This window comes from Marisediminicola sp. LYQ134 (assembly GCF_046599635.1).
In the GTDB taxonomy this organism is placed as follows: Bacteria; Actinomycetota; Actinomycetes; order Actinomycetales; family Microbacteriaceae; genus Marisediminicola.
In genome coordinates, this window is sequence record NZ_JBKIWP010000002.1 from 120,737 (window position 1) to 143,290 (window position 22,554).

Sequence of the window (22,554 nt, forward strand, 5' to 3'; positions counted from 1 at the left end):
CCCTATGCGAGTACACGTAGCCGACCACCCGCTCATCACCCACAAGCTCACGGTGCTCCGCGACAAGTCGACGTCGTCGCCCGTGTTCCGCGCCCTCACCGAGGAGCTCGTGACGCTCCTCGCCTACGAGGCCACTCGCAGCGTGCGCGTCGAGACCGTGACCGTGGAGACACCGGTCGCCACGACCGAGGGTCTCGCGATCAGCCAGCCCCGCCCGCTCGTCGTGCCCATCCTGCGCGCCGGTCTCGGCATGCTCGAGGGCATGGTCAAACTCGTTCCGACGGCCGAGGTCGGCTTCCTCGGCATGGTGCGCAACGAGGAGACACTCCAGCCCGACATCTATGCGGAGCGCTTGCCCGACGACCTCTCCAACCGCCAGTGCTTCGTGCTCGACCCCATGCTCGCGACGGGCGGGTCACTCATCGCCGCGATCGAGTACCTCTTCGATCGCGGTGCCGTCGACGTCACGGCGATCTGCATCCTCGGCGCACCCGAGGGTCTCGCCGCGGTGGAGAAAGCCACCGAGGGGCGCGAGGTCACGATCGTGCTCGGCTCACTCGACGAGAAACTCAACGAGGTCGGATACATCGTGCCGGGGCTCGGAGACGCGGGAGACCGCCTCTACGGCACCGTCTGACCCGCACGCTGGCAGATCGCGGTTCGCGCTTGACACGCGAACCGCACGTAACGGAAGCTTGACGCTATGACTGACATCGCGCACGCCCTGACCTCCTGCGAGGTATCGGGAGCGGCCGGCATGATGATGCCGACCAGCGTCGCCGCGTGTTGTCGAATGTGTGCCTAACGGCCGAATCCTTGCCGAGACCTCCGCGCTAACGCGGACCGGTCTCCCCGGATCGTCTCCTTCATAACGGAGCCGACCCGTTCGCTTCACCCCGCATCTCCCGAAGGATCACACCCTCACCATTAGAGGCCCTTCACTCTTCCAAGGACCCCGCACACTCATGTCTCTCGCTACTGTCGACTCCGTACGCCCACTCACCTCCGCCTCCGAGCCCGCCGTCGCGCACGCTCCGGCGGCCCCGACCACTCGCCACTTGCGCGCTGTTCCGGCCGGAACCGAACCTCGCGGTTTCGTTCTCTACGTCGGCATCGACGACGCCAAGGCGGCGGCGGCTGGCACCGACCTCGGTTCCATCGTCGAGCAGCTCAAGCTGCTCACCGCCCAGCTCGCACCGGCCGCCCAGACCCACGCCGCGGTCGCTCTCGCACCGGCCGGCGCCGGGGGCCGCGACGTCGACGTCGTGCGGCTCGCCCTGCAAGACCCGTCGGCGCTCGCGAAGCACCGTCAGGCGATCGAGCCCGAACCCGAGGAGACCCGCGACGGTGTCGTCATCGACATCTCGCGCAAGCGACTCGTGCTCAACGAGACCGTCGCGCCCGTCACCTACAAGGAGTTCGAGCTCCTGCAGTACCTCGTGTTGCGCGAGGGTCGCACGATCGACCGTGCCGAGCTCATCACCGCCCTGTGGTCGGATGCCGACGACGAAGCACCCAACGAGCGCACGATCGACGTGCACGTGCGCCGCTTGCGGTCGAAGCTCGGCGCCTACGAAGACATCGTGCGCACCGTGCGGGGTGTCGGTTACCGCTTCGACAGGCACGCCGACGTCTCCATCCGCTACGCGTCGACCCCGAGCCCGGACTTCTTCTAGGGCACCGCGGGTTCCGCGCGCCGTCCGTCGCGCTCTCGGTCGCCGCGGCCGCCTCGCACCCTGTCGAACGGCACCCGCCGATGGTGTTTCATGGACGGCATGACGGATGTTCGCGAGGAGTGGGTGACCCTCGGTCACGTGACCCTCGTCGAACGGCTCTTCCGCACCGCGAACGCGGGGTTCGGCTTCACGATCTACGCGGCGCTCGCGACCTTCTCGATCGTGCCGCAGATCGCGACGTCGGTGTTCGGCGACTCGACGATGGGGCTGCTCGCGACGGGCGTCTATGCGGTCGTCGCGCTCATCCTCGTGGCCGGCGCCTACCTGCGCGCGGGTCCTCCCGCGATCAACCCGTCTGGGCGACTCCTGCGGGTCGGGCTCCAGGTGCTCGACTACTCCGAGGTGCGGGAGGCGGTGAGAGTGCGGGGGCTCTCGCGCTCGGGGGAGGACGTCTCGCTGCTCTTCGGCGCGAGCCCGCGACCGCGTGCCCTCGTGAGGCTGCGTTCGACTCGGCGTCGCGTGCTCGACGAGCCGTCGCGACTGTTGCTCGCCGACCTCTTTCGCGAGTCGTCGGTCGCGATACCGAACACGCGAAGCGACCCGACCGACCCGTCGGGTGAGCACGCCGGGCGCCACTACCCCGACCACCTCGACAAGTTCGGCGCGATAGATCTGGTGCTCAACGCGGGGCGCGGGGCCTCGTGATTGCAGCACAAAGAGTCGAGTTGCGCCGCAGGTGAGTGTCTAGACTCGCTTTCATGCCGCACATACGGATTCGTGACGCCGCAGTCTTTCTCGGCGTGAGCGACGACACCGTCAGACGGTGGGTCGACGGCGGCCTCCTGACAAGCAGGCGCGACGAGTCGGGGCGCACCGTCGTCGACGGGCTCGAGCTCGCGCGCCTCGCGCGCTCGAACGCCGCAATCCCCGCCGACCCGACCGACGTCGCCCGCTCGGCGCGCAACAGGTTCGTCGGAATCGTGACCGAGATCATCCTGGACACCGTCATGGCGCAGGTCGAGATCCAGTGCGGCCCCCACCGCGTCGTCTCGCTCATGAGCAGCGAGGCCGTGCGCGAACTGGGCCTCGAACTCGGTTCGGTCGCGGTGGCCGTCGTGAAGGCGACGACCGTCATGGTCGAGGCGCCGCGTGGCGAGACGCCGTGACGCGGATGACACGCGGCACGCGCGGGGGCATCGGTGTCGCGTGTGCCGCCGGTGCGGCACTTCTCCTCGCAGGATGCTCGTCGGCGATGTCCGGCCCGCGCCACCCCGGTGCGAGCTACGACGTCCAGCTCTCGGGTTCACTCACCGTGTTCGCGGCGGCGTCACTCACCACGAGTTTCACGGAGCTCGCCGACAGGTTCGAGAGCGAGCATCCGGGAACGAGCGTGCAGTTGTCGTTCGCGGGGTCGTCGGCTCTCGTGACGCAGATCATCGAGGGCGCCCCCGCCGACGTGTTCGCGTCGGCAGACGAGCGGACCATGGAGAGCCTCATCGAGGAGGACCTCGCGGTAGGGACTCCCGTCGTGTTCGCGACCAACGAGCTCACGATCGCGGTGCAGCCGGGCAACCCCGCCTCGATCGGCTCGCTCGCCGACCTCGACGACGCCGAACTCGACATCGTCGTGTGCGCACCCGCGGTTCCGTGCGGGGCGGCGACCGAACGAGTCGAGAACGTGTCGGGGGTCGAGTTGCGCCCGGTGAGCGAAGAGTCGTCCGTCACCGACGTGCTCGGCAAGGTGACATCGGGGCAAGCCGATGCCGGAGTCGTCTACGTCACGGATGTGCGGGGCGCAGACGGTGCGGCCGACGCGGTGTCGTTCGCCGAATCAGCCGATGCCATCACGAGTTACCCGATCGCCGCCGTCGCCGGCTCGCAGAACGTGGTGCTCGCGCGCGATTTCGTGACGTTCGTCGCGAGCGACGCCGGGCAGTCCGTTCTGCGTGACGCTGGCTTCGGGGCGGCACCGTGAGCCGAGAATCACGGGGGCGGGCGCGGTTCGGCGCCGTGCCGCTCTGGGTCGGGGCGATCGCCGCGCTCGGCGCACTCTTCGTCGTGCTGCCGCTCGTCGCGATGACGGCGCGGGTGAACTGGGCGGGGTTCGGGGCGCTCGTGACCTCGGAGTCGTCGCTCGCAGCGCTCGGGTTGAGTCTGCGGACATCCATCACCGCCACCGGGCTGTGCGTGGTCGTCGGGGTTCCGCTCGCGCTCGTGCTCGCGCGCTCGACCTTTCCCGGGCAGAGGGTCGTGCGAGCGCTCGTGCTGCTGCCGCTCGTGCTGCCGCCGGTGGTCGGCGGCATCGCGCTGCTCGCGACCTTCGGCAGGCAGGGGCTGCTCGGATCGACGTTCGAGGTGCTCGGCATCGACATCGCGTTCTCGACCACGGCGGTCGTGATCGCTCAGGCCTTCGTGGCCCTGCCGTTTCTCGTGCTGAGCCTCGAGGGCGCGCTGCGCACGGTCGGCACGCGATTCGAGGCCATCGGGGCCACCCTCGGGGCGCGCCCCACAACGGTGATGCGTCGCATCACCCTGCCGCTCGTGGCTCCCGCGCTCGTGTCGGGCGCCGTGCTGTCGTTCGCGCGAGCGCTCGGAGAATTCGGTGCGACACTCACCTTCGCGGGAAGCCTGCAGGGCACCACGCGAACCCTCCCCCTCGAGATCTACCTGCAGCGTGAGACCTCGCCCGACGCCGCCGTCGCCCTCTCGTTCGTGCTCATCGCCGTCGCCCTCGTGATCGTCGGGGTCACCCACGGGGCGGGCGGCACGCGAACGCTGCGTGGGAGCGTGCTTCGGTGACGCTCTCGTTCGACGCTCGACTCGACTCCCGGGGCTTCGACGTGGCCGTGGAGGTCGCCGAGGGCGAGACTCTTGCCGTCGTCGGGCCCAACGGGGCAGGCAAGTCGACCCTGCTCGACCTCGTCGCCGGGCTGATCTCCCCGAGCGACGGTCGCATCAGCCTCGACGGGTCGACCCTCGTCGATTCCGGTGGCAGAGTCGAGGGCGGCGACCGCGCAGCTCGAGTCGACCTCCCGTCGCACCGGCGCGGAGTCTCGGTGCTGCGGCAGGACGCCCTGCTGTTCCCGCACCTGAGCGTGCTCGAGAACGTCGCGTTCGGTCCGCGCAGTGCCGGTCTCGGTGCACGACGCTCCCGGGAGATCGCTCGCGAGTGGCTCGGTGAGGTCGACGGGCTGGCGCTTGCCGACCGGGCGCCCGCGTCACTCTCGGGCGGGCAGGCTCAGCGCGTCGCGGTGGCGCGGGCGCTCGCATCCGATCCCCGCCTGCTTCTCCTCGACGAGCCCCTCGCCTCTCTCGACGTCGCGGCCGCGCCGGAGATCAGGCGGATGCTGCGCGCCGAGCTCGAGGACCGCACAGCCCTCATCGTGACGCACGACATCCTCGACGCCCTCCTGCTCGCCGACCGCGTGATCATCCTCGACGGAGGATCGATCGTGGAGGAGGGACCCACGCGGAACGTGTTCGAGCGCCCGCGGACGCGGTTCTCCGCGGACCTCGCCGGACTCGACCTGCTGCTCGGCACCGCGACACCGCGGGGCCTGCGGCTCGACGACGGCACGCTCATCCGCGGCGAGGGCGCCGACCTGCTCGACGACGGTGCGGCCGCCGCAGCGGCCATCCGCTCGACGGCGGTGACGGTCACCGTCGGCGCCCCCGCGAGCGACGCCGGGGCATCGGGGAACGACGCCGGGTCGTCGGTGACGTCGAGCATCATCGACCTCGAACCGCGCGGCGGCCTCGTGCGCGTGAGGTCGGCGCTGCTCTCCGCCGACGTCGCGCCCTCCGTGATCGTCGACCTCGGCCTCGCGGCGGGCATGACGGCGACCTTCTCGATCGCCCCCGAGGCGGTTCGGATCTACGGGGTGTGACGGTGAGCGCGCGCTCGACGCTCGCGGCGGCACGCCGCTCCCCGGGGAGTGGCGGGCGCGGGGCGCATAATGGCTCTCCCCGGGCGGAGCGCGTAGCCGCAGACATCCGCCCCCGTCGCACAGGAGAGACATGGCTGCCAGCCGCAAACCGATCGACGCCATTCGCGGATCTCTGGGCCAGCTCGCGGGGCAGCTCAACGTTCCGGGCTCGGAGCGGGTCGAGGAACTCGTGACCGGGCGACCGCGGTCGACACGGCCGCTCGCCGAGGTTCAGGCCGAACTCGCCGCGCTCGTCGGTCTCGAGACCGTGAAGGAGCAGGTGCAGACGCTCGTCGCGTTCTTGCAGGTGCAAGCGAGCCGCAAAGCGCACGGGCTTCCCGAGGTGGCCACATCTCAGCACCTCGTCTTTCTCGGCAACCCCGGCACGGGCAAGACCACGGTCGCGAGGCTCCTCGCGGAGATGTATCGCGCGGTCGGGCTGCTGCAGCGCGGGCACCTCGTCGAGGTGGACCGCTCCGCCCTCGTCGGGCAATTCGTGGGGGCGACCGCGATCAAGACGGATCGGGTCATCCGTCGCGCGCTCGACGGAGTGCTCTTCATCGACGAGGCATACGCGCTCTCGCCCGAGGACGGCCGGATGGACTTCGGCCCCGAGGCGATCGAGGTTCTCCTCAAGCGCATGGAAGACCACCGCCACCGACTCGTCGTGATCGTGGCCGGCTACCCCCGGCTCATGGAGTCGTTCTTGCTCTCGAACCCCGGTCTGCGCTCGCGGTTCGCGCGCGAGATCACCTTTCCCGACTATTCGGTCGGCGAGCTCGAAGCGATCTTCAGCACGACCCTGCGCCAGCATGAATACGCGCTCGAGCCGGGCGCCGACCAGGTGCTGCGGCGCATCCTCGCCGGACTCCACGCCGGTGAGGACTCCGGAAACGCACGATTCGCTCGCACGCTCTTCGAGCAGGCGATCAATCGTCAGGCCCTCCGACTGTCGCTCGACGGGGAGCGCGGCCTCGACGAACTCGACCGCGACGCGGTGGTGACGCTGACGGCGGGCGACCTCGGCGGCGCAGCGGAGGCACTCGGAGAGACCCCGACATCCGACGGTGGTCCCTCGCGCTGGTGGCGCTGGTTGAACTGAGCCGAACGGATGTTTTCGGGGCGCTGATACGGGGTCTGGTTCAGGCTTTCCGACTGGCGTGATCGAGGCGTCGAATGTCGGTGGTCGGGTGTTGTCTTGGAGCATGAAGTTCGAGGAACTGACTGGTCAGCTGGAGGTTTCGCTATCCGGCGACAGTCACCTGCTGCACGTCGAGCTCGACCCTGCCATGGCCGAGATCGAGCGCGGCGACGCGCTCCTGGATGACCTTCAACTCGTGCAACGCGACGAAGCGAGGCTCGCCGCGAACCGTTTCGTGCGGGTCGACGAATTCCGTCGGCACCGCGAACTATCTCGTGCCGCGGCGCGGGATCGATCCGGGATGTTCGGCCGAGCACTCCGGGCAGAAATCGCCGCAGCGCTGTCGCTGCCCGAGCGCACCGCCGAAACCCTCATGGCGAGAGCCCGCGCTCTCGTCGATGATCTCCCGACGACGCTTGCGCGGCTGCGCGAGGGACGGTTCTCCGAACGGCACGCGGTCATCATCGCCGACGAGTCGATGACGCTCGACACCGCGGAGCGGGCGGAGTTCGAAGCGCAGGTGTTGCCGTTGGCAGAGCGGATGCGTTCGGGGCTGTTCGAGAAGAAAGCGAGGCAGATTCGCGAGCTCGTGCACGGTGCCGACCTCGCCGAACGACACGAGAGCGCCCGCGAGCGGCGAGAGGTGATCATCGAACCCGGCAGAGACGGGATGGGGTGGCTTTCGGCGTATCTGCCCAACGAGGCGCTGTTCGCGATCGACAACCGCATCACCGCCGCCGGCCGCTCGTTGCAGGTCGGCGGCGAAGATCGCACGCTCACGCAGTTGAAGGCCGACGTTCTCATCGACGCGCTCACCGACGAGGGAGCACTACTGCCGGCAGGGGATGGCGAGACGGGGCTGCGGTCGCCGACGGTGCTTCGCGGCATCCGCTCGGAGGTGTCGGTCGTGGTTCCTGCACTCACTGTGATGGGCAAGGCAGCCACCCCGGGGATGCTCGAGGGCGTCACGCCGATCGACCCGGTGACAGCGCGCGAACTCGCGGCGACGGCGACGGGGTTCACGCGGATACTCACGCACCCTGAGACCGGGGCGATGCTGTCGTTCGGCAAAGACCGTTACGCGGTGCCATCCGAACTGAGACGCTATCTGCGCTATCGGGACGAGACCTGTCGGTTCATCGGATGTTCGCGGCGAGCCCGATTCTGCGACATCGATCACACGATCCCGTGGAACGGTGATGGCCAGACGGCCCACGACAATCTCGCCCACCTGTGTCGCGGACACCATAAGACGAAGGATGCCGGGTGGGGTGTGACTCAAGCGCGAGACGGGTCAGGCACCCTGACATGGACGAGTCCGATGGGCCGGCAATACGACACCGCGGCGACGCATCCGCCGGGCGGGTTCATTCCCCCGCGGCCGGCTGCGCCAGTCGAGCCACGATCGCAGCGTGCGGTCGCGACCCTGGGTCGGTGCGAGTCTGGGTCTCGATGACATCGAACCCCGCATCGGCGAGCGCTGTGGTCATCCCCTCGATCGGCCAGTAGTACGCCGTCGTGACGGCATGGTCGAACGGCTCGAGATCGTCGCCCGTGAAGAATCTGACGAGCAGGCTCCCTCCGGGCTCGAGACAGCGGGCGAACTCGGCCAACGCCTCGCGAAGCTCAGCGGGGTTGAGGTGGATCACCGAGTACCAGGCGAGGATGCCGCCTGCCCCCTTCTCGTGCGATGCCAGGTCGGCGAACGACCCCACTCGGAACGGAACCGTGGGAAACCGAGAGCGGGCTCCATCGATGAAGGCTCGCACCGGATCGACGCCTTCCACGTCGACGCCGAGCTCGTGGAGGAACGCCGTCCACTGTCCGGGCCCACAACCGGCATCGATGACTCGACCTCGGAGGCTCGACACCCACTCACGGATGAGGCGCTGGTCGATCTGCGAGGTCGCGTCGATCGACCCGAGAAGTGCGGAGTATTCCGACGCCCGAGCCGAGTAGGCGTTCAGCACGCCCGTGTGCACGACGGCGCTCGTGCCGCCGGCACGCGACGGAACCGGCTCGATCATGCAGCCACGATAGGGCGCAGCGTTGGACGGACGTCACTCTTCCCCATGAGGGGTGATCGGCGTCCAGCAGATCTCGAGAAAAATAACAGACTGATAACTAGCGCTTGTTATCGGACTGTTATACATTCAGAGAGCGGAAGTTGTTTGCTGTGGCAACCGAAGCGGAATGTGATTGCAGGACACTCTTGGTGCAAGGGAGAGGGTCGGTTTCGCGCCTCTGAAACCGACCCTCAATCCTGTTTAACGGCCCGTTCTGCACCGCTGTCGCGCGGATGATCCGACCCCCGACGCACGCGACCCGCTCGGTCCCGGGCCACCGGCCGTCCCGGTGTCGGTTCGGTTCCGTAGAGTTGCCTCGTGAGAAAGACTCTTCGATGACCGACAAGCGGATCGCTGTCGCCGCCTGGGAAGCGCTGTTCCGCTCCCAGGTCTCGGTCATGAGACACCTCCACGCCGAATTTCCGAGCGACCAGTTGTCGCTGACCGAGTACGACGTGCTCTTCAACCTCTCGAAGCACGAGGGCCACGAGCTCCGGATGAAAGACCTCAACCACTACCTGCTGCTGACGCAGCCGAGCGTGAGCCGCCTCATCGATCGCCTCGTCACACGCGGGTTGGTCGTCAAGCGACTCGACCCCCGAGACGCCCGAGGTGTGATCGTGACACTCACTGACGAGGGCTACGACCTCTTCCGTCGCGTGGCCGTGAAGCACATGGACTCGATCGTCTCTCGCGTGGGTTCGGCTCTGAGCGACACCGAGCTCGTGCAACTCGCCGAGCTCACCGACAAACTGCGGAATGCGGGCAGAGAATGACCGAGACACCGACCCTCGTCTGGTTGCGCGACGACCTCCGCGTGGGCGACAACCCCGCACTGCACGCGGCGGTGGAGCGCGGGCATCCGATCGTCGTCTTCTACCTGCACGACGACGAGAGCGAGGGCCTTCGTGCCATCGGCGGTGCGAGCGCATGGTGGCTGCACCACAGCCTCGCGGCGCTGGCCGACGAGCTCGAGTCGCGAGGGTCGACGCTCGTGCTGCGCCGCGGTGCGGCCGAGAAGGAGCTCCCGCGACTCGTGAAAGAGACGGGCGCCTCCGCCGTCTACTGGAATCGTCGCTACGGCGGCGCCTCGCGCGAGATCGACGCGCGCATCAAGGCGTCGCTGCGCGACGACGAGGTCGAAGCGCACAGCTTCCACGCCAACCTCCTCCACGAACCCTGGACCGTGCAGACGGGTGACGGTCGCCCTTTCCGCGTGTTCACCCCGTTCTGGAAAGCGAGTCTCGCGAAAGACGATCCTCGAGAGCCGTACCCCGCACCGAAGAAGATCGACGGCGGCACCGCTCCGGCGAGCGACTCCCTCGACGACTGGGGCCTCCTGCCGACGGCACCGGACTGGGCCGGCGGGCTCCGCGAGACCTGGACGCCCGGAGAGGAGGGCGCGTGGAAGCAACTCGACGCCTTCATCGACGACTCACTCGAGGACTACGAGAGCCACCGTGACGAGCCCGCCGTCGACGCGACGTCGCGACTGTCGCCGCGACTGCGATGGGGCGAGTTGAGCCCCTTCCAGATCTGGCACCACGTGAGGGCTCGAGCGACGACCGCCGCACAGAAGAAGAACGCGTCGGCCTTCCTGCGGGAGGTCGGATGGCGCGACTTCAACTACAACATCCTGTTCCACTTTCCCGACCTCGCGTCGAAGAACTTCCGGCCCTCGTTCGACGTCTTCCCGTGGGAGAAGCCGAAGAAGCGCGAGCTCGAGGCGTGGCAAGAGGGTCGCACCGGCATCCCCCTCGTCGACGCCGGAATGCGTGAGCTCTGGCACACCGGGGTCATGCACAACCGCATCCGCATGGTCACAGCGAGCTTTCTCATCAAGAACCTGCTCATCGACTGGCGCGTGGGCGAGGAGTGGTTCTGGGATTGCCTCGTCGACGCCGACGAAGCCAACAACCCCGCCAACTGGCAGTGGGTCGCCGGTTCGGGAGCGGATGCCGCACCGTACTTCCGCATCTTCAACCCCGTGCTGCAGGCCGACAAGTTCGACAAGAGTCGGCGCTACCAGTCGAAGTGGATTCCCGAACTCGGAACCGATGACTACCCCGAGCCCATCGTCGACCTCAAGAAGTCACGCCAGGAAGCCCTCGACGCCTACGAGGTCGTCAAGCGCGAGGGCAACGGCTAGGTCGCACGCACCGGCCGAGCGGTGCGCACAGGCCGCTCGGCGCGCGTAGCGTGGAGTCTTCACGACACACGATCGGAAGGACGCACCGTGGCAACCGACTACATTCCGAACCCCGAAGACGAGCGCGAAGTCGACCTCGTCGACGAGACCGAGCCGCCCACGGCCGCTCCGACGATCGATCCGGACGAGCGTGTCGAGCTCGCCGACGCCGTGGCACCGCTCGACGACGACAGGGTCGACGGCGACTGAGGCTCTGCTCGGCTGAGCGCGGCTCAGCGAGGGTGAGCGCCGCCGAGTGATGCGGGCGCACCGCGAGCGATCGGCTCGCGGTACGCCCCGCCTGTCGGCTCGAGGCCCTCGCTACGGTCGCTGCGCCGAGGGTCGACGCATCCTGCTCGATGCGAAGGCGGCCCCACCGAGGAGCACCATCGCGCCGGCGACAACGAGGGCGGGCGCGACGGCGCTCGACACTCCTGTCGCGGCGAGGGTCGGCTCATCGCCCGTCGCCGCAGCGTCCGCTGCCGCAGGGACCGAGCCGTCCTCCGGCGGCACGGGCGCGGTCGTTCCGTCTGCCGCGACCGTGACCGTCTGGCCGAGCACGTTGACCCCGGCGGTGTCGTCCCACGTTCCGACGTTGGCGAACTGCACGGCGAACCGTGCGTCGTCGCGCGTCGCGGCATCCGCAGACGGCAGAGCGAGGGCGAGCTCATACGACCCGGACTGCACCTCGTCGGGAGCGATCGTCGCCGTCAGAGTCGTGGTCGTGCCGGGAAGCCACGCGCGAGCGTCGGAATCGGCGTCCAATGCGACGTCGACATCCCCCGCATCACTCAGCAGCCGAAGCGACGCGGGCCGCGGCGTGTAGGGGCTCGCCCACCCGTCGTTGCGCACGTCGACCGTGACCAGCAGGGAACCGTCCTGCTGCGTCTGAGTCGTGCTCTCCGTCATGACGAAGCGATATCCGAGCCTCTGGGCGGTCTCGGTGATGCCGTCCTCACCCCACGAGTTGAGCACGTCCTGGTTGTAGTCGCGATTGAGATAGCTGTAGTGATAGCGCGCGAGCTCGGCGGATGCGCTCTGCCACTCCGAGCGCGGAGGGTTGACGTTGCACGTCTCGCCACCCACGGGCACGTAGAGGCTGTCGGCCTCGAGGTACTCCTGATCGAGCTCGATGGGGTCGGACAGGAACGTGCCCCAGTCGTCGGGGGCCGCGAGGAAGCAGTCGTTGTGGTGGCCGACCCGCGCGAGCGCCGTGTCGGTCCACGCCTCCGCCGCCGTCACCGCGCTCGACGCGCTTGCCGGAACACCGAGCAGCTGCTGCTTCGACGCCATCGTGCGCGCCTGCACACCCCGATCGGCGGGCAGCTCGGCGAGGAGCGCCTCCGTCACCGCGGATCGGGCGTCCCAGTCTTCGGGCGTCACGACACCCGGGTTCGCCGGGTCGGCCACGAAATGGTCGGTGTAGTAGCCCTCCCCCCACAGCCCGATGAACCCGTTCTGCACAACCGGAATGACGTCGGAGTTGGCGCGGAGAATCGGACCGAGCTGCTCGATGTGGGCGAGCACGACGTCGAGAGGGGCATCGCCGTGGGGCGGTTCGTACGGCCACGCCCCACCCTGCACATAGGCGAACCTCGTGATGACCGACACCCCCGCATCGCGAGCGGTGTCGTAGTCGGCGTCGACGAGAGCGAGCCACTCGGGGTCGAGAACGGGATCCGCCGCGAACTTCTCGAGGTAGAAGACCCGCAGGATCTGCGTGATCCCCTCCTCGCGATAGCCCTCGAGGACGGCGCCGTCGAGAGGGGTGTAGCCGGAGTCATCCGCTCGATAGTGCGTCTCGGTGTGGTGGTAGAAACCGCGCTGGGGGTTGGCGATCGTCTCGGTGCTCGCCTCGTAGGTCACCGTGACGGGGCCCTCGTCGGCGCTCGCCGCGGCGGCGACCTGGGGCGCCCCCGTGACGCCGACGGCGCCAGCGAGAGCGAGAGCCAATAGGGACAGGGGACGCTTCATGATGCTCCAGTTCTGTGGGTGTCGCGTGGGCTGGTGCTACTTGAGCCCGCTCGAGGCGAGTCCGTCGATGACCCGTCGCTGAAGCAGGATGAACATGAGGAGAACGGGGGCCATGGCGAGGAGGCTCGCCGCCATGACGACCGGATAGTCGGTCGTCCTGTCGCCGATGAGGGTCGCGAGCCCGGCGGAGAGCGGCATGGCGCTGCTGAACGTCGTGACCACGAGCGGCCACAGCAGTTCGTTCCACGACCACAGGACCGTGGTGATCGCGAGGACGCTGATGGTCGGCCGCGCGAGCGGAAGCATCACCTGCCGGAAGATCTGGAACGGGTTCGCCCCGTCGAGCCTCGCGGCCTCCTCGAGCTCGGCGGGCATCGCGAGGAACGCGGTGCGCATCAGGTAGGTTCCGAACGCGCTGAAGAGACCGGGGAGGACGAGCCCCGCGAGGCTGTCGAGGAGCCCGAGACCCTGAACGATCTGGTACTGCGACAGCAGGTAGACCTGCGACGGCACCATGAGGATCGACAGGACGAGCGCGAGCATGACCGCTCGACCGCGGAATCGCATGCGAGCGAAGGCATAACCCGCGAGCGTGCAGAACACGATCTGCGCGAAAGCGCGGATGCCCGTGATGAGCACCGAGGTGCGGAACTGTTCGAAGAACGGCAGCCGCTCGAACACCTCGACGTAGTTCTGCCACTGCAGTTCGGCCGGCCAGAACACCGGGGTCACGCTCTGCACCTCGGCGTTCGTCGAGAGCGACATGATGATCTGCCAGACGAAGGGGAACGCCATGATGAGGCCACCGAAGCCCAGCACGAGGTGCGCGACGAGGTGGGAGCCCCCTCGTCGCGGAGCCCGCCGCTTCGAGCGGCGTCGCGGTGCGACCGGGGTGATTCCGCGACCGGTGGCGCTCACGACTCCGGTCGTCGACGGTTCCCTCAGCTGCTCACGCACTCTGCACCCACTTCTTCTGGAATCGGAACTGCACGGCCGTGACGAGACCGATGATGAGGAAGATGACCATCGCGATCGCGGCGGCATAGCCCTTGTCGTTGTTCACGAACCCCTCGCGGTAGAAGAAGTAGACGAGCGACATGCTTCGGGGGAGCACCGGGTTGCTGCTGCCGAGGATCGCGTAGAGGAGGTCGAAGAGCTGGAAGCTCGAGATGACCGTGACGATCGTCACGAAGAAGGTGCTCGGCGAGAGGAGCGGAACCGTGATGGACCGGAACTGGGCCCACCGTGACGCGCCGTCGAGTTCCGCCGCCTCGTAGAGCTCGGGCGGGATGTTCTTGAGCCCCGCGGCGAGCACGATGAGGCTGAACCCGAGCGACGACCAGAGACCGACGATCGCGACCGCGACCATCGCGAACACCGGGGTGCTGATCCAGTAGGGACCGTCGACGCCGAGGAAACCGAGCCCGTAGTTGATGAGCCCGAAGTCGCCGTTGAAGATGACGCGCCACACCATCGCGACCGCGGTGGGCATCGCCACGTAGGGAAGGAAGAAGAGCACGCGGTAGAACGAGGCGAACCTCAGCCCGGGGATGTTGAGCAGGCTCGCGAGGAAGACCGCGAGCGGGATGCCGAGCAAGACGATGCCCGTGTACAGCAGGGTGTTGCCGATGGAGAGGTAGAGCTGGGGGTCGGCCACGAGTTCGACGAAGTTCTGCAGCCCGGCGAAGGTCGACCCGCCGAACGGACCCGAATCGGTGAGCGAGAGGTACGCCGTCTGCGCGATCGGCCACAGGTAGAAGACCGAGATCCCGACCATGAGTGGCGCGATGAAGAGCCACGGCCAGATGCCGTCGCCCGGTCGCCGCGAGCGGGGTGTGCTGCCCGGCCGGGGTGCGGGCGATGGCTCCGGGGCGCTGCCCGCGTCGTCGCGAGACGATGCGGGCAGCGCGCGAACCCGAGACGCTGTCGTCATGGTGTCACTCCTCGGCGAGCGCCGAATCCATCGACTCGGAGAGCTCCGTCGCCACGTCGGCCACAGGACGCTGCCCGGAGAACGCTTGCGGGAGGAGGTCGGTCTCGAGCGCATTCCAGGCCGCCGAGTTGTTGCTCACCGGGAGAGGCATGGAGTAGTCGACCGCGTCGAGGAAGACCCCGAGGTTGGCGTCCGGCAGCGACGAGGTGAAGGCCTGCTGCGTGTCGGTGAAGGCGGGGATGACGGCTCCCGCATCGCCTTGCGCCTGCTGCGCGTCTTCGCTCGCCAGGAAGACCTGGAGAGCCTGGGCCGCTTGCTTGTTCTCCGAGGCGCTTGGCACGACGTTGGCGACTCCGTGGATGACGGTCGCCTGCTGTTCGCCGGTCGGCAGGGGGAGCACGGTGACGTCTTCGGCGAGCGCCGTGTCGGTGAGGGCGGAACGGAACCAACTGCCGCCCCAGTACATCGCGAGCTTGCCCGAGGTGAACCACTGGTCGGCGGTCGTGTCGGTCAACTGCTGGATCGAGGGTGACCCCCCGCTCTCGATGAGGTCGGTCCAGAACTGGATGCCCTCCTCGGTCTCCGGGGTGGCGTAGCCGGAGGTGTCGCCGTCGATGACCGTTCCGCCCGCCTGGAAGATGGTGTTGTAGTAGGTCGTCTGGCCGTCCATACCGCCGGCCGCGCCGTATTCGCCGTCGTCGGCGAGTGCCTCCGAGATCTCTGCCGCGGTGTCCTGGAACTCATCCCAGGTCCAGTCCCCCTCGGGAACGTCGACGCCCGCTTTGTCGAAGAGCGCCGTGTTGGCCCAGATTCCGATCGTGTCGAAGTCTTTCGGCACTCCGTACTGCTCGCCGTCGATCGTATAGAGGTCGACGAGCGATTCCGGGTAGTTCGCGGGATCGATGTCTCCCGCGGACACGGCGCCGCTGATGGGCTCGATCTGGTCGTTCGCGGCGTAGAGACCGATGTTCGGTCCGTTCATCCAGAACAGGTCGGGGAGCGTGTCGCTCGAAGCCTGGGTCTGCAGCTTGGTCCAGTACTCGCTGAAGGGCGTGACGTTGACGGTCACGTCGATGCCCGGATAGATCTCGTTGAATGCGGCGATGTTCTCTTCGATCGCCGCGACCTGGTTCTGGTCCCAGACGCCGTAGGTGATCGAGGCTTCGAGGTCGCTCTCGGGAGCGGCATAGTCGCCGGATCCCGATCCCTCCGGGCTCGAGGCGCACCCGGCACCGACGAGGGCGACCCCGAGGGCGAGCGCGACGCCGGCGGTGACGCGGCCGCCGCGAGTGCGGCGCAGGGCTGTCGAAGTGAGGGGTTTCATCGTGAGGTCCTTCCAGAGGTGGGTTGAGAGTCAGGTGCGGGGGTCGTGCGGGCGGCGAAGTAGTCGCTGACGTGGTCGGGCAGTGGCGGGATGTCGACGGGGACGGAGCCTTGGCGCAACGATGCGGCGGCGAGAGCACCGACGGCGACGGCTTCGCGGGCCGCGAGCGGTGACACGATCGTCGGGGCGCCGTCGACGAGGTGGTCGAAGAATTCGCCCATCGTCGTGATGTCGGCATCGTCGTGTCCGCTGGCCACTCCGCCGATCGGATACTCGGCGTCGCCGCGTTCCTGCCACTCGTGACGGCGGTTCCAGACACGCACGGTTCCCCCGGACGTGTCTCCGAAGTTCTCGAGCCGTCCCTCGGTTCCGATGACGGTGTAGTTGCGCCAGTAGTCGGGAGTGAAGTGGCACTGCTGGTAGCTCGCCATGACTCCGCTGTCGAGAGTCATGAGCACCATCGATACGTCTTCGACGTCGACGACGGGGTTGAGCCCGGTGTGGCTCGCGGGCGGCCAGTTGTCGAGCGAGAACCAGTCCGGCATGGTTTCGCCCGACCTGTCTCGACGATCGTCGATGTCGCCGTAGACGAGGAGATCGCCCATGCCGACGACCCGACGCGTGTAGCTCGAGGCGAGGTAGTGCACGATGTCGATGTCGTGGCTCGCTTTCTGCAGGAGCAGGGTGTTGGTCTTGGAGCGGTCGGCGTGCCAGTCCTTGAAGTAGTAGTCACCGCCGTTTCCGACGAAGTGTCGCACCCACACGGCTTTGACCTCGCCGATTTCGCCGCGCGCGATGATCGCGCGCATCGTCTGCACGACGTCGGAGTGGCGGAAGTTGTGTCCGACGTAGAGGGCCGTTCCGGTCGCCGCGGCCGCGGTGAGCACGCGATCGGCGCCGGCCACATCGATCGCGAGCGGCTTCTCGAGGTAGACGCCGATGCCCGCCTCGAGAAGCGCCACGGCGATCGACTCGTGGGTGTGGTCGGGGCTCGTCACGATCGCCGCGTCGACGACGCCGCCTTCGCGCTCGCGGTGCGCGGCGAGGAGAGCGTCGACGGTCGCGAAGATCTCCGCCGAGGGATGCACCAGACTGGCTCGGTCGCGGCCTCGGTCGGTCGGGTCGACGACCGCCGCGATGCTCGAGCCCGGCCGCACGGTCGCAACGTGGTTCGCGATCTGCGCGCGGGCCCCGAACCCCACGACGGCGACGCGCACGGCGTTCGTCGGGGATCCGGTCGCCGCCGGGGAGTCGGTCATGCTGCGAGCTGCCACGTCATTGTGCATGACGAAATACTGGCGCATTTGCGCGTATTTGTCAGTACTGCCGTCAAAATGATCATATTCAGACAGTAACCGAGCCCGTGCTGCGGTCAAGAAGCACACCGGATCGTTTACGGCGCCGTAACAATGGGGCGATGCCCCCGGGGCGAGGTGGTCCGCACCCGAGCGGAGACTGACGCGGGGAATCGGCCGATCGAGGGCGCGCGGTCAGTCGCCGCTTGCGACGACGACCTCGACTCCCGCGGCCGCGAAGTCGTTCGCGAGATCCATCGACACCGGCTGGTCGGTGACGAGCGTGTCGATGCGTTGCAACGCGCAGATGCGGGCGAAGGTGCTTCGACCGAGCTTCGTGGCGTCAGCCGCGACGACGAGTCGCCGCGCGACCGACGCGATCTCGCGACTCGCCTCCGCCTCGCCCTCGTGGAGTGTCGTCGCACCGAACGCGCCACTCAACCCGTCGACACCGAGCACGGCGACATCCAGACTGAAATCGCGCAGGGAGGCCGCGACGAGCGGACCGACGAGCTCGTAGGACTGTCGGCGCGGCACGCCGCCCGTCACGACGATCTTGATGTGCTCGCGCACCGACATCTCGTAGGCGATGTTGAGCGCGTTCGTGACGATGGTGACCCCGACGGCGTCGCCTGACGGACGCAAGTGCTCGCTGCGCCCGAGCATCCGCGCCACTTCGCTCGTCGTCGTACCGCCGTTCAGGCCGACGGACTCGCCCGGTGAGATGAGGCGCGCGACCGCGTGGGCGATCGCCACCTTCGCCTCGGCCTGCCTGGCGATCTTGTACTGCAGCGGCAGTTCGTATCCCGAGCCGAGCGCCGACGCGCCCCCGTGCGTGCGCGTGACGAGGCGCTGATCGGCGAGCGTGTTGAGGTCGCGGCGCACCGTCGCGCTCGACACCCCGAGCGCATCGCTCACCTCGGCGATCGACACGTTGCCGCGTTCGCTCACGAGCTCGAGCACGACGTTGAGTCGCTGTTGCTGAGTCATCTGACGCCGTTCGCTAGGTGTAGGGCAAGTTTCGCACATCCGTCCTTGCGCCTGATGATCGATTCTGCTCAACTGGGCTCATATCAATCACTACTGGACCACAACCGGCCAGAAGCCCCGTGACCCGAAGGATGCCGATGTACTCAACTTTCGTCGACGAGGAGATCGCCTCCCAGCCCGACACGTGGCGCACCGCCGCCCGATTGGCCCGGGAGGTCTCCGCCTCTCTCCCCCGTACGGGAGAGCGTGTCGCCGTCGTGGGATGCGGTACGAGCTGGTTCATCGCCATGTCGTACGCCGTTCTGCGCGAGACCGCGGGGCACGGGGTGACCGACGCGTTCGCCGGAAGCGAGTTTCCGCTCACGCGCGACTACGACCGGGTGATCACGATCTCGCGGTCCGGCACGACGACCGAGATCATCGACCTTCTGGGCCGACTCCCCGCGACCCCCACGACACTCATCACGGGTGTCGCCGACTCCCCCGCCGCCGCGCTCGCGAGCGCGGTCGTCTCGCTCCCGTTCGCCGACGAACAGTCCGTCGTGCAGACCCGGTTCGCAACCTCCACGCTCGTGCTCCTGCGCGCGCACCTCGGCGAAGACCTCGAACCCGCGATCGCCGACGCGACGCGGGCACTCGAGGTCGATATCGCCGATCTTCTCGGGGCGAACCAGTGCACGTTCGTCGGCACAGGGTGGGCCGTCGGCCTGACGTTCGAGGCCGCGCTGAAAACGCGGGAGGCCGCCCAGTTCTGGTCCGAGTCCTACCCGGCGATGGACTACCGGCACGGTCCCATCGCGATCGCCGAGCCCGGGCGCCTCGTCTGGAGCTTCGGCTCGGCCCCCGCCGGGCTCGCCGACGACGTCGCGCAGACCGGAGCCCGTTTCGTGAGCCACGATCTCGACCCCCTCGCGGGTCTCATCGTCGCGCAGCGATTCGCCGTCGGTCTCGCGAAGGATCGCGGGCTCGACCCCGACCGGCCGCGCTCATTGACCCGGTCCGTCATCTTGGCGTGAGGGGAACGACCGCGATGCTGGGGATCGATGTCGGCGGAACGACGATCAAGGGCGTGACGCTCACGGAATCGGGAGTGGTCGCGTCCGAGTTCCGGTCGCCCACGCCGTCTCCGGATGACACCGGCGAGCGCGTGATCGAGGCCGTCGTCGAGGTCGCCGAGGCGCTCGGTCACGCGCCGGGCGACCCCGTGGGTCTCGTTGTTCCCGGCATCGTCGACGACGTGCGGGGCATCGCCGTGTGGTCTGCCAACATCGGGTTTCGCGGGGCCCCTCTCCGTGAGCTCGCGTCGCGACGACTCGACGCGCCCGTGGCGTTCGGTCAAGACGTGCGAGCGGGCGCGGTTGCGGAGATGCGCTCCGGCGCGGCCCGCGATGCGACCGGCTCGGTCGCGTTCGTCGCGGTCGGCACCGGTGTCGCCGCCGCGCTGGTCGTCGACGGCCGCATGCTCGTGTCCGACGGGTGGGCCGGGGAGATCGGCCAGACGATCATCTCGAACGGCCCCCACGCCGGCCGTCGGGTGGAAGAGGTGGCGTCGGCATCGGCGACCGCGCGCAGGGCGGGCGAGATCGACGCCCTCGCGGTGGCTCGCCGCGTCTCCGCGGGCGACCCCGCGGCAGGGGCCGTGTGGGCCGACACCGTCGCGGTGCTCGCGGACTCGCTCGCAGCCATCGTCGCCACCATCGCACCCTCGACGATCGTCATCGGGGGTGGTCTCTCGCGCGCGGGAACCCTTCTCCTCGATCCTCTCCGCCGTGAGCTCGGGGGCGCGCTCGGTGCACTGCGCGCACCGACGATCGTCGCCGCGAAGCACGACGATCTCGCGTCGGCGATCGGGGCGAGCTACCTCGCATCCGACCTGCGCGCGTCACTGACATCGGCGCACCGATCGTGACGAACCCCGTGATCCTGGCCGCGGATCGACTCGTCGACGGCACCGGTCGCGACGGCACCGGTCGCGACGCCGCGGGGTGGCTCGCGATCGACGAGGGCCGGATCGTCGAGGTCGGTGTCGGTGAGCCCCCGCGCCGCGCCGACACTCACGTCTCCACGGTGATCCCCGGTCTCATCGACACCCACGTGCACGGCGCGATGGGTGTCGACTTCGCGCGCGTCGGCACCGACCCCGCGCCCGCGATCGATTTCCACGCGCGATCGGGCAGCACCTCGATCGTCGCGTCGCTCGCGACGGCGGTCTGGAACGAGACGCTCGATCGGCTCCGCGAGTTGGCTCCCCTCGTCTCCGGCTCGAGCGTCACTGCTCTCGATCCCGCCGCGCGGCCCCTCGCGGGGCTCCACCTCGAAGGGCCCTTCCTCTCGCACGCGCGCTGTGGCGCGCACGACCCCAGACTCTTGCTCGAGCCGACTCTCGCGCGCGTCGACGAAGCGCTCGATGCGGCGGGCGGAACTCTCACGATGGTCACTCTGGCCCCCGAGATCCCCGGTGCGATGGCGGCGATCTCGCGGCTCGTGGAGGCGGGGGTGACGGTCGCGATCGGCCACACGGATGCCCGCGCCGACACGGTTCGACAGGCGGTCGACCTCGGAGCGACCGTCGTGACCCACCTCTTCAACGGGATGGCTCCCTTGCACCACCGCGAGCCCGGACCCGTCGGGGTGGCTCTCACCACGCCCTCGCTCGTCGTCGAGCTCATCGCCGACGGCCACCATGTCGACGACACCGCGATCGACCTCGTGCGCCGTGCCGCTCCCGATCGTGTCGTCCTCATCTCCGATGCGATGGCGGCTACGGGGCTCGGCGATGGACACTATGACCTCGCGGGATCGGCCGTCACCGTGACCGACGGTGTCGCGATGCTCGCCGACGGGTCGTCCCTCGCGGGGAGCACCGCTCCGGTCGGCCTCGCCGTGCGACGCCTCCTCGACCGCGGGGTGCCCCTCTCCGACGTGGTCGCGGCGACGAGCACGACCCCCGCACGATCGCTGGGGCTGCCGCCCCCCGCACTCGTGACCGGGGCCCGGGCAGACCTCGTCGCCCTCGACGAGAACACGGTCGCACGCGTGATGAGGGCGGGCTCGTGGCTCGCGTAGTCGTCGTGACCCCCAACCCCGCGATCGACGTGACCTACGTCGTGGCGCAGCAGAAGCTCGGCGAGACCGTGCGGGTGCGCTCGGTCACCCGCAGGGCGGGTGGCAAGGGGATCAACGTCGTGCGCGTTCTGCGCTCACTCGGCGTCGACGCGACAGCGGTGCATCCGCTCGGTGGCCCGAACGGCGAGTGGATGAATCGCGAGCTCGCGAGTGCAGGCATCACGAGCGCATCCGTCGAGGTGGCGGCAGAGACACGGTCGACCGTGGCCGTCGTCGACTCCGACCTCGGCACCCATCCGACCGTGTACACGGAACCGGGAACAGCGCTCGATGCGACCTCGTGGGCGAGAGTGATCGACGCGGTCGAGCGTCACGGCGAGGGGGGCGGCATCGTGGTCATCGCCGGATCATTTCCCCCCGACACCTCCGACGAGCGGGTCGTCTCGCTCGTTTCGGCAGGCAAGCGCACCGGCGCCCGCGTGATCGTCGACACCACGGGGCCGGGCCTGCTGGCCGCAGCGGCGGCGAGAGCGGACATCCTCAAACCGAACGAGAGCGAAGTGCTCGACGCGACCGGCGCCGTGAGTCTCGACGACGGAATCGCGGCGCTCCTCGAGCGCGGCGCCGGCGCGGTCGTCGTCTCGCGCGGGCCGGAGGGCCTCCTCCTCGCGACCGGGCGCGGTGAGCGCGTCGCGCACCCCGCGGTCCCCGGCGTTTCGGGCAACCCGACGGGAGCGGGCGACGCCGCGACGGCCGGCCTCGTGTTCGCCCTCCTCGCGGGAGCATCCGAAGCGGATGCCCTCTTGAGCGCCGCGGTCGTGGGTGCTGCCGCGGTCGAGGCGCCGGCGGCGGGCGAGATCGACCCGGCGTCGCTCCCCGAACTCGCCTCCCGACTCGGAGCGCGGGGCCTCCCGCCCGTCGTCGCGCTCGCCCCCCTCTTCGCTGGCCCCCCTCACTGAACCCCCTTCACTGACC

The 22,554-nt window shown here is 68.7% G+C and carries 23 protein-coding genes; 16 read left to right on the forward strand and 7 right to left on the reverse strand.

Annotated features, from left to right (window positions below; all coding sequences use genetic code 11):
* Positions 1-4 precede the first annotated feature (4 nt).
* The 9 genes from upp to ACLHIH_RS09050 all read left to right on the forward strand — a co-directional run bounded on the left by upp (position 5) and on the right by ACLHIH_RS09050 (position 8,199).
* The gene (gene upp / locus ACLHIH_RS09010) at positions 5-637 is read left to right on the forward strand and encodes a uracil phosphoribosyltransferase (RefSeq protein WP_411316457.1); all 633 of its coding nucleotides are present in this window, start codon (positions 5-7) and stop codon (positions 635-637) included.
* 328 nt (positions 638-965) lie between these two features.
* Positions 966-1,676, forward strand: coding sequence for a winged helix-turn-helix domain-containing protein (locus ACLHIH_RS09015; protein WP_411316458.1), 711 nt, complete (start codon positions 966-968; stop codon positions 1,674-1,676).
* Between the two features lie 99 nt (positions 1,677-1,775).
* Positions 1,776-2,381, forward strand: a complete 606-nt coding sequence (locus ACLHIH_RS09020) for a hypothetical protein (protein WP_411316460.1) — start codon at positions 1,776-1,778, stop codon at positions 2,379-2,381.
* A 53-nt stretch (positions 2,382-2,434) separates the two neighbouring features.
* The gene (locus tag ACLHIH_RS09025; RefSeq protein WP_411316461.1) at positions 2,435-2,842 is read left to right on the forward strand and encodes a TOBE domain-containing protein; all 408 of its coding nucleotides are present in this window, start codon (positions 2,435-2,437) and stop codon (positions 2,840-2,842) included.
* Positions 2,843-2,847: 5 nt separating this feature from the next.
* On the forward strand, positions 2,848-3,651 hold the full coding sequence (gene modA / locus ACLHIH_RS09030; protein WP_411316462.1) for a molybdate ABC transporter substrate-binding protein: 804 nt from the start codon (positions 2,848-2,850) through the stop codon (positions 3,649-3,651).
* Complete coding sequence (locus ACLHIH_RS09035; protein ID WP_411316463.1) at positions 3,648-4,475, forward strand: ABC transporter permease; 828 nt, start codon at positions 3,648-3,650, stop codon at positions 4,473-4,475. Before modA ends, ACLHIH_RS09035 begins: the two co-directional genes overlap by 4 nt.
* A complete protein-coding gene (locus ACLHIH_RS09040; protein ID WP_411316464.1) occupies positions 4,472-5,563 on the forward strand; it encodes a sulfate/molybdate ABC transporter ATP-binding protein in 1,092 nt (363 codons plus the stop codon). Before ACLHIH_RS09035 ends, ACLHIH_RS09040 begins: the two co-directional genes overlap by 4 nt.
* A gap of 130 nt (positions 5,564-5,693) precedes the next feature.
* On the forward strand, positions 5,694-6,704 hold the full coding sequence (locus tag ACLHIH_RS09045) for an AAA family ATPase (RefSeq protein ID WP_411316465.1): 1,011 nt from the start codon (positions 5,694-5,696) through the stop codon (positions 6,702-6,704).
* 103 nt (positions 6,705-6,807) lie between these two features.
* Positions 6,808-8,199 (forward strand): DUF222 domain-containing protein, encoded by a 1,392-nt coding sequence (locus ACLHIH_RS09050; protein ID WP_411316466.1) that lies wholly within the window; start codon positions 6,808-6,810, stop codon positions 8,197-8,199.
* On the opposite strand, the gene ACLHIH_RS09055 is transcribed toward ACLHIH_RS09050, so the two are convergent.
* Positions 8,111-8,770, reverse strand: a complete 660-nt coding sequence (locus ACLHIH_RS09055; protein WP_411316467.1) for a class I SAM-dependent methyltransferase — start codon at positions 8,768-8,770, stop codon at positions 8,111-8,113. The two genes, ACLHIH_RS09050 and ACLHIH_RS09055, sit on opposite strands and share 89 nt — an antisense overlap.
* Positions 8,771-9,144: 374 nt before the next feature.
* Between ACLHIH_RS09055 and ACLHIH_RS09060 the strand changes: the two genes are divergently transcribed.
* From ACLHIH_RS09060 to ACLHIH_RS09070, 3 genes are all read left to right on the forward strand, one after another.
* Entirely contained in the window at positions 9,145-9,585 is a 441-nt protein-coding gene (locus ACLHIH_RS09060; RefSeq protein ID WP_411316468.1) for a MarR family winged helix-turn-helix transcriptional regulator, read from the forward strand.
* Complete coding sequence (locus ACLHIH_RS09065; RefSeq protein WP_411316469.1) at positions 9,582-10,958, forward strand: cryptochrome/photolyase family protein; 1,377 nt, start codon at positions 9,582-9,584, stop codon at positions 10,956-10,958. The genes ACLHIH_RS09060 and ACLHIH_RS09065 overlap by 4 nt, the downstream gene beginning before the upstream one ends.
* Positions 10,959-11,045: 87 nt before the next feature.
* Complete coding sequence (locus ACLHIH_RS09070; protein WP_411316470.1) at positions 11,046-11,207, forward strand: hypothetical protein; 162 nt, start codon at positions 11,046-11,048, stop codon at positions 11,205-11,207.
* A 111-nt stretch (positions 11,208-11,318) separates the two neighbouring features.
* Here the strand turns inward: ACLHIH_RS09070 and ACLHIH_RS09075 are convergent, their stop codons facing one another.
* From ACLHIH_RS09075 to ACLHIH_RS09100, 6 genes are all read right to left on the reverse strand, one after another.
* Positions 11,319-12,971 (reverse strand): DUF4832 domain-containing protein, encoded by a 1,653-nt coding sequence (locus ACLHIH_RS09075; protein ID WP_411316471.1) that lies wholly within the window; start codon positions 12,969-12,971, stop codon positions 11,319-11,321.
* Between the two features lie 36 nt (positions 12,972-13,007).
* Entirely contained in the window at positions 13,008-13,928 is a 921-nt protein-coding gene (locus ACLHIH_RS09080; RefSeq protein WP_411316472.1) for a carbohydrate ABC transporter permease, read from the reverse strand.
* Positions 13,921-14,904: a carbohydrate ABC transporter permease gene (locus ACLHIH_RS09085; protein WP_411316473.1), complete on the reverse strand. Its 984-nt coding sequence runs from the start codon at positions 14,902-14,904 to the stop codon at positions 13,921-13,923. The genes ACLHIH_RS09080 and ACLHIH_RS09085 overlap by 8 nt, the downstream gene beginning before the upstream one ends.
* 4 nt (positions 14,905-14,908) lie before the next feature.
* Positions 14,909-16,228, reverse strand: coding sequence for an ABC transporter substrate-binding protein (locus tag ACLHIH_RS09090; RefSeq protein WP_411316474.1), 1,320 nt, complete (start codon positions 16,226-16,228; stop codon positions 14,909-14,911).
* On the reverse strand, positions 16,225-17,487 hold the full coding sequence (locus ACLHIH_RS09095) for a Gfo/Idh/MocA family protein (protein ID WP_411316475.1): 1,263 nt from the start codon (positions 17,485-17,487) through the stop codon (positions 16,225-16,227). Before ACLHIH_RS09095 ends, ACLHIH_RS09090 begins: the two co-directional genes overlap by 4 nt.
* Before the next feature lie 231 nt (positions 17,488-17,718).
* Positions 17,719-18,513, reverse strand: a complete 795-nt coding sequence (locus ACLHIH_RS09100) for a DeoR/GlpR family DNA-binding transcription regulator (protein ID WP_411316476.1) — start codon at positions 18,511-18,513, stop codon at positions 17,719-17,721.
* Positions 18,514-18,650: 137 nt separating this feature from the next.
* Here ACLHIH_RS09100 and ACLHIH_RS09105 point away from each other — a divergent pair, with 137 nt between their 5' ends.
* From ACLHIH_RS09105 to ACLHIH_RS09120, 4 genes are read left to right on the forward strand one after another with little or no spacing between them, the layout of a single operon-like run.
* Complete coding sequence (locus ACLHIH_RS09105; protein ID WP_411316477.1) at positions 18,651-19,529, forward strand: SIS domain-containing protein; 879 nt, start codon at positions 18,651-18,653, stop codon at positions 19,527-19,529.
* Between the two features lie 14 nt (positions 19,530-19,543).
* The gene (locus ACLHIH_RS09110) at positions 19,544-20,422 is read left to right on the forward strand and encodes an ROK family protein (protein ID WP_411316478.1); all 879 of its coding nucleotides are present in this window, start codon (positions 19,544-19,546) and stop codon (positions 20,420-20,422) included.
* The gene (locus ACLHIH_RS09115) at positions 20,419-21,579 is read left to right on the forward strand and encodes an N-acetylglucosamine-6-phosphate deacetylase (RefSeq protein ID WP_411316479.1); all 1,161 of its coding nucleotides are present in this window, start codon (positions 20,419-20,421) and stop codon (positions 21,577-21,579) included. Before ACLHIH_RS09110 ends, ACLHIH_RS09115 begins: the two co-directional genes overlap by 4 nt.
* The gene (locus ACLHIH_RS09120) at positions 21,567-22,538 is read left to right on the forward strand and encodes a 1-phosphofructokinase family hexose kinase (RefSeq protein ID WP_411316480.1); all 972 of its coding nucleotides are present in this window, start codon (positions 21,567-21,569) and stop codon (positions 22,536-22,538) included. The genes ACLHIH_RS09115 and ACLHIH_RS09120 overlap by 13 nt, the downstream gene beginning before the upstream one ends.
* The last annotated feature ends 16 nt before the right edge of the window (positions 22,539-22,554 follow it).

Excerpts from the sequence above, each read along its gene's own strand:
- upp (WP_411316457.1), top strand. The coding sequence starts at position 5 with ATGCGAGTACACGTAGCCGACCACCCGCTCATCACCCACAAGCTCACG.
- ACLHIH_RS09015 (WP_411316458.1), top strand. The coding sequence starts at position 966 with ATGTCTCTCGCTACTGTCGACTCCGTACGCCCACTCACCTCCGCCTCC.
- ACLHIH_RS09020 (WP_411316460.1), top strand. The coding sequence starts at position 1,776 with ATGACGGATGTTCGCGAGGAGTGGGTGACCCTCGGTCACGTGACCCTC.
- ACLHIH_RS09025 (WP_411316461.1), top strand. The coding sequence starts at position 2,435 with ATGCCGCACATACGGATTCGTGACGCCGCAGTCTTTCTCGGCGTGAGC.
- modA (WP_411316462.1), top strand. The coding sequence starts at position 2,848 with ATGACACGCGGCACGCGCGGGGGCATCGGTGTCGCGTGTGCCGCCGGT.
- ACLHIH_RS09045 (WP_411316465.1), top strand. The coding sequence starts at position 5,694 with ATGGCTGCCAGCCGCAAACCGATCGACGCCATTCGCGGATCTCTGGGC.
- ACLHIH_RS09050 (WP_411316466.1), top strand. The coding sequence starts at position 6,808 with ATGAAGTTCGAGGAACTGACTGGTCAGCTGGAGGTTTCGCTATCCGGC.
- ACLHIH_RS09055 (WP_411316467.1), bottom strand. The coding sequence starts at position 8,770 with ATGATCGAGCCGGTTCCGTCGCGTGCCGGCGGCACGAGCGCCGTCGTG.
- ACLHIH_RS09060 (WP_411316468.1), top strand. The coding sequence starts at position 9,145 with ATGACCGACAAGCGGATCGCTGTCGCCGCCTGGGAAGCGCTGTTCCGC.
- ACLHIH_RS09065 (WP_411316469.1), top strand. The coding sequence starts at position 9,582 with ATGACCGAGACACCGACCCTCGTCTGGTTGCGCGACGACCTCCGCGTG.
- ACLHIH_RS09075 (WP_411316471.1), bottom strand. The coding sequence starts at position 12,971 with ATGAAGCGTCCCCTGTCCCTATTGGCTCTCGCTCTCGCTGGCGCCGTC.
- ACLHIH_RS09085 (WP_411316473.1), bottom strand. The coding sequence starts at position 14,904 with ATGACGACAGCGTCTCGGGTTCGCGCGCTGCCCGCATCGTCTCGCGAC.
- ACLHIH_RS09090 (WP_411316474.1), bottom strand. The coding sequence starts at position 16,228 with ATGAAACCCCTCACTTCGACAGCCCTGCGCCGCACTCGCGGCGGCCGC.
- ACLHIH_RS09095 (WP_411316475.1), bottom strand. The coding sequence starts at position 17,487 with ATGACCGACTCCCCGGCGGCGACCGGATCCCCGACGAACGCCGTGCGC.
- ACLHIH_RS09100 (WP_411316476.1), bottom strand. The coding sequence starts at position 18,513 with ATGACTCAGCAACAGCGACTCAACGTCGTGCTCGAGCTCGTGAGCGAA.
- ACLHIH_RS09105 (WP_411316477.1), top strand. The coding sequence starts at position 18,651 with ATGTACTCAACTTTCGTCGACGAGGAGATCGCCTCCCAGCCCGACACG.
- ACLHIH_RS09110 (WP_411316478.1), top strand. The coding sequence starts at position 19,544 with ATGCTGGGGATCGATGTCGGCGGAACGACGATCAAGGGCGTGACGCTC.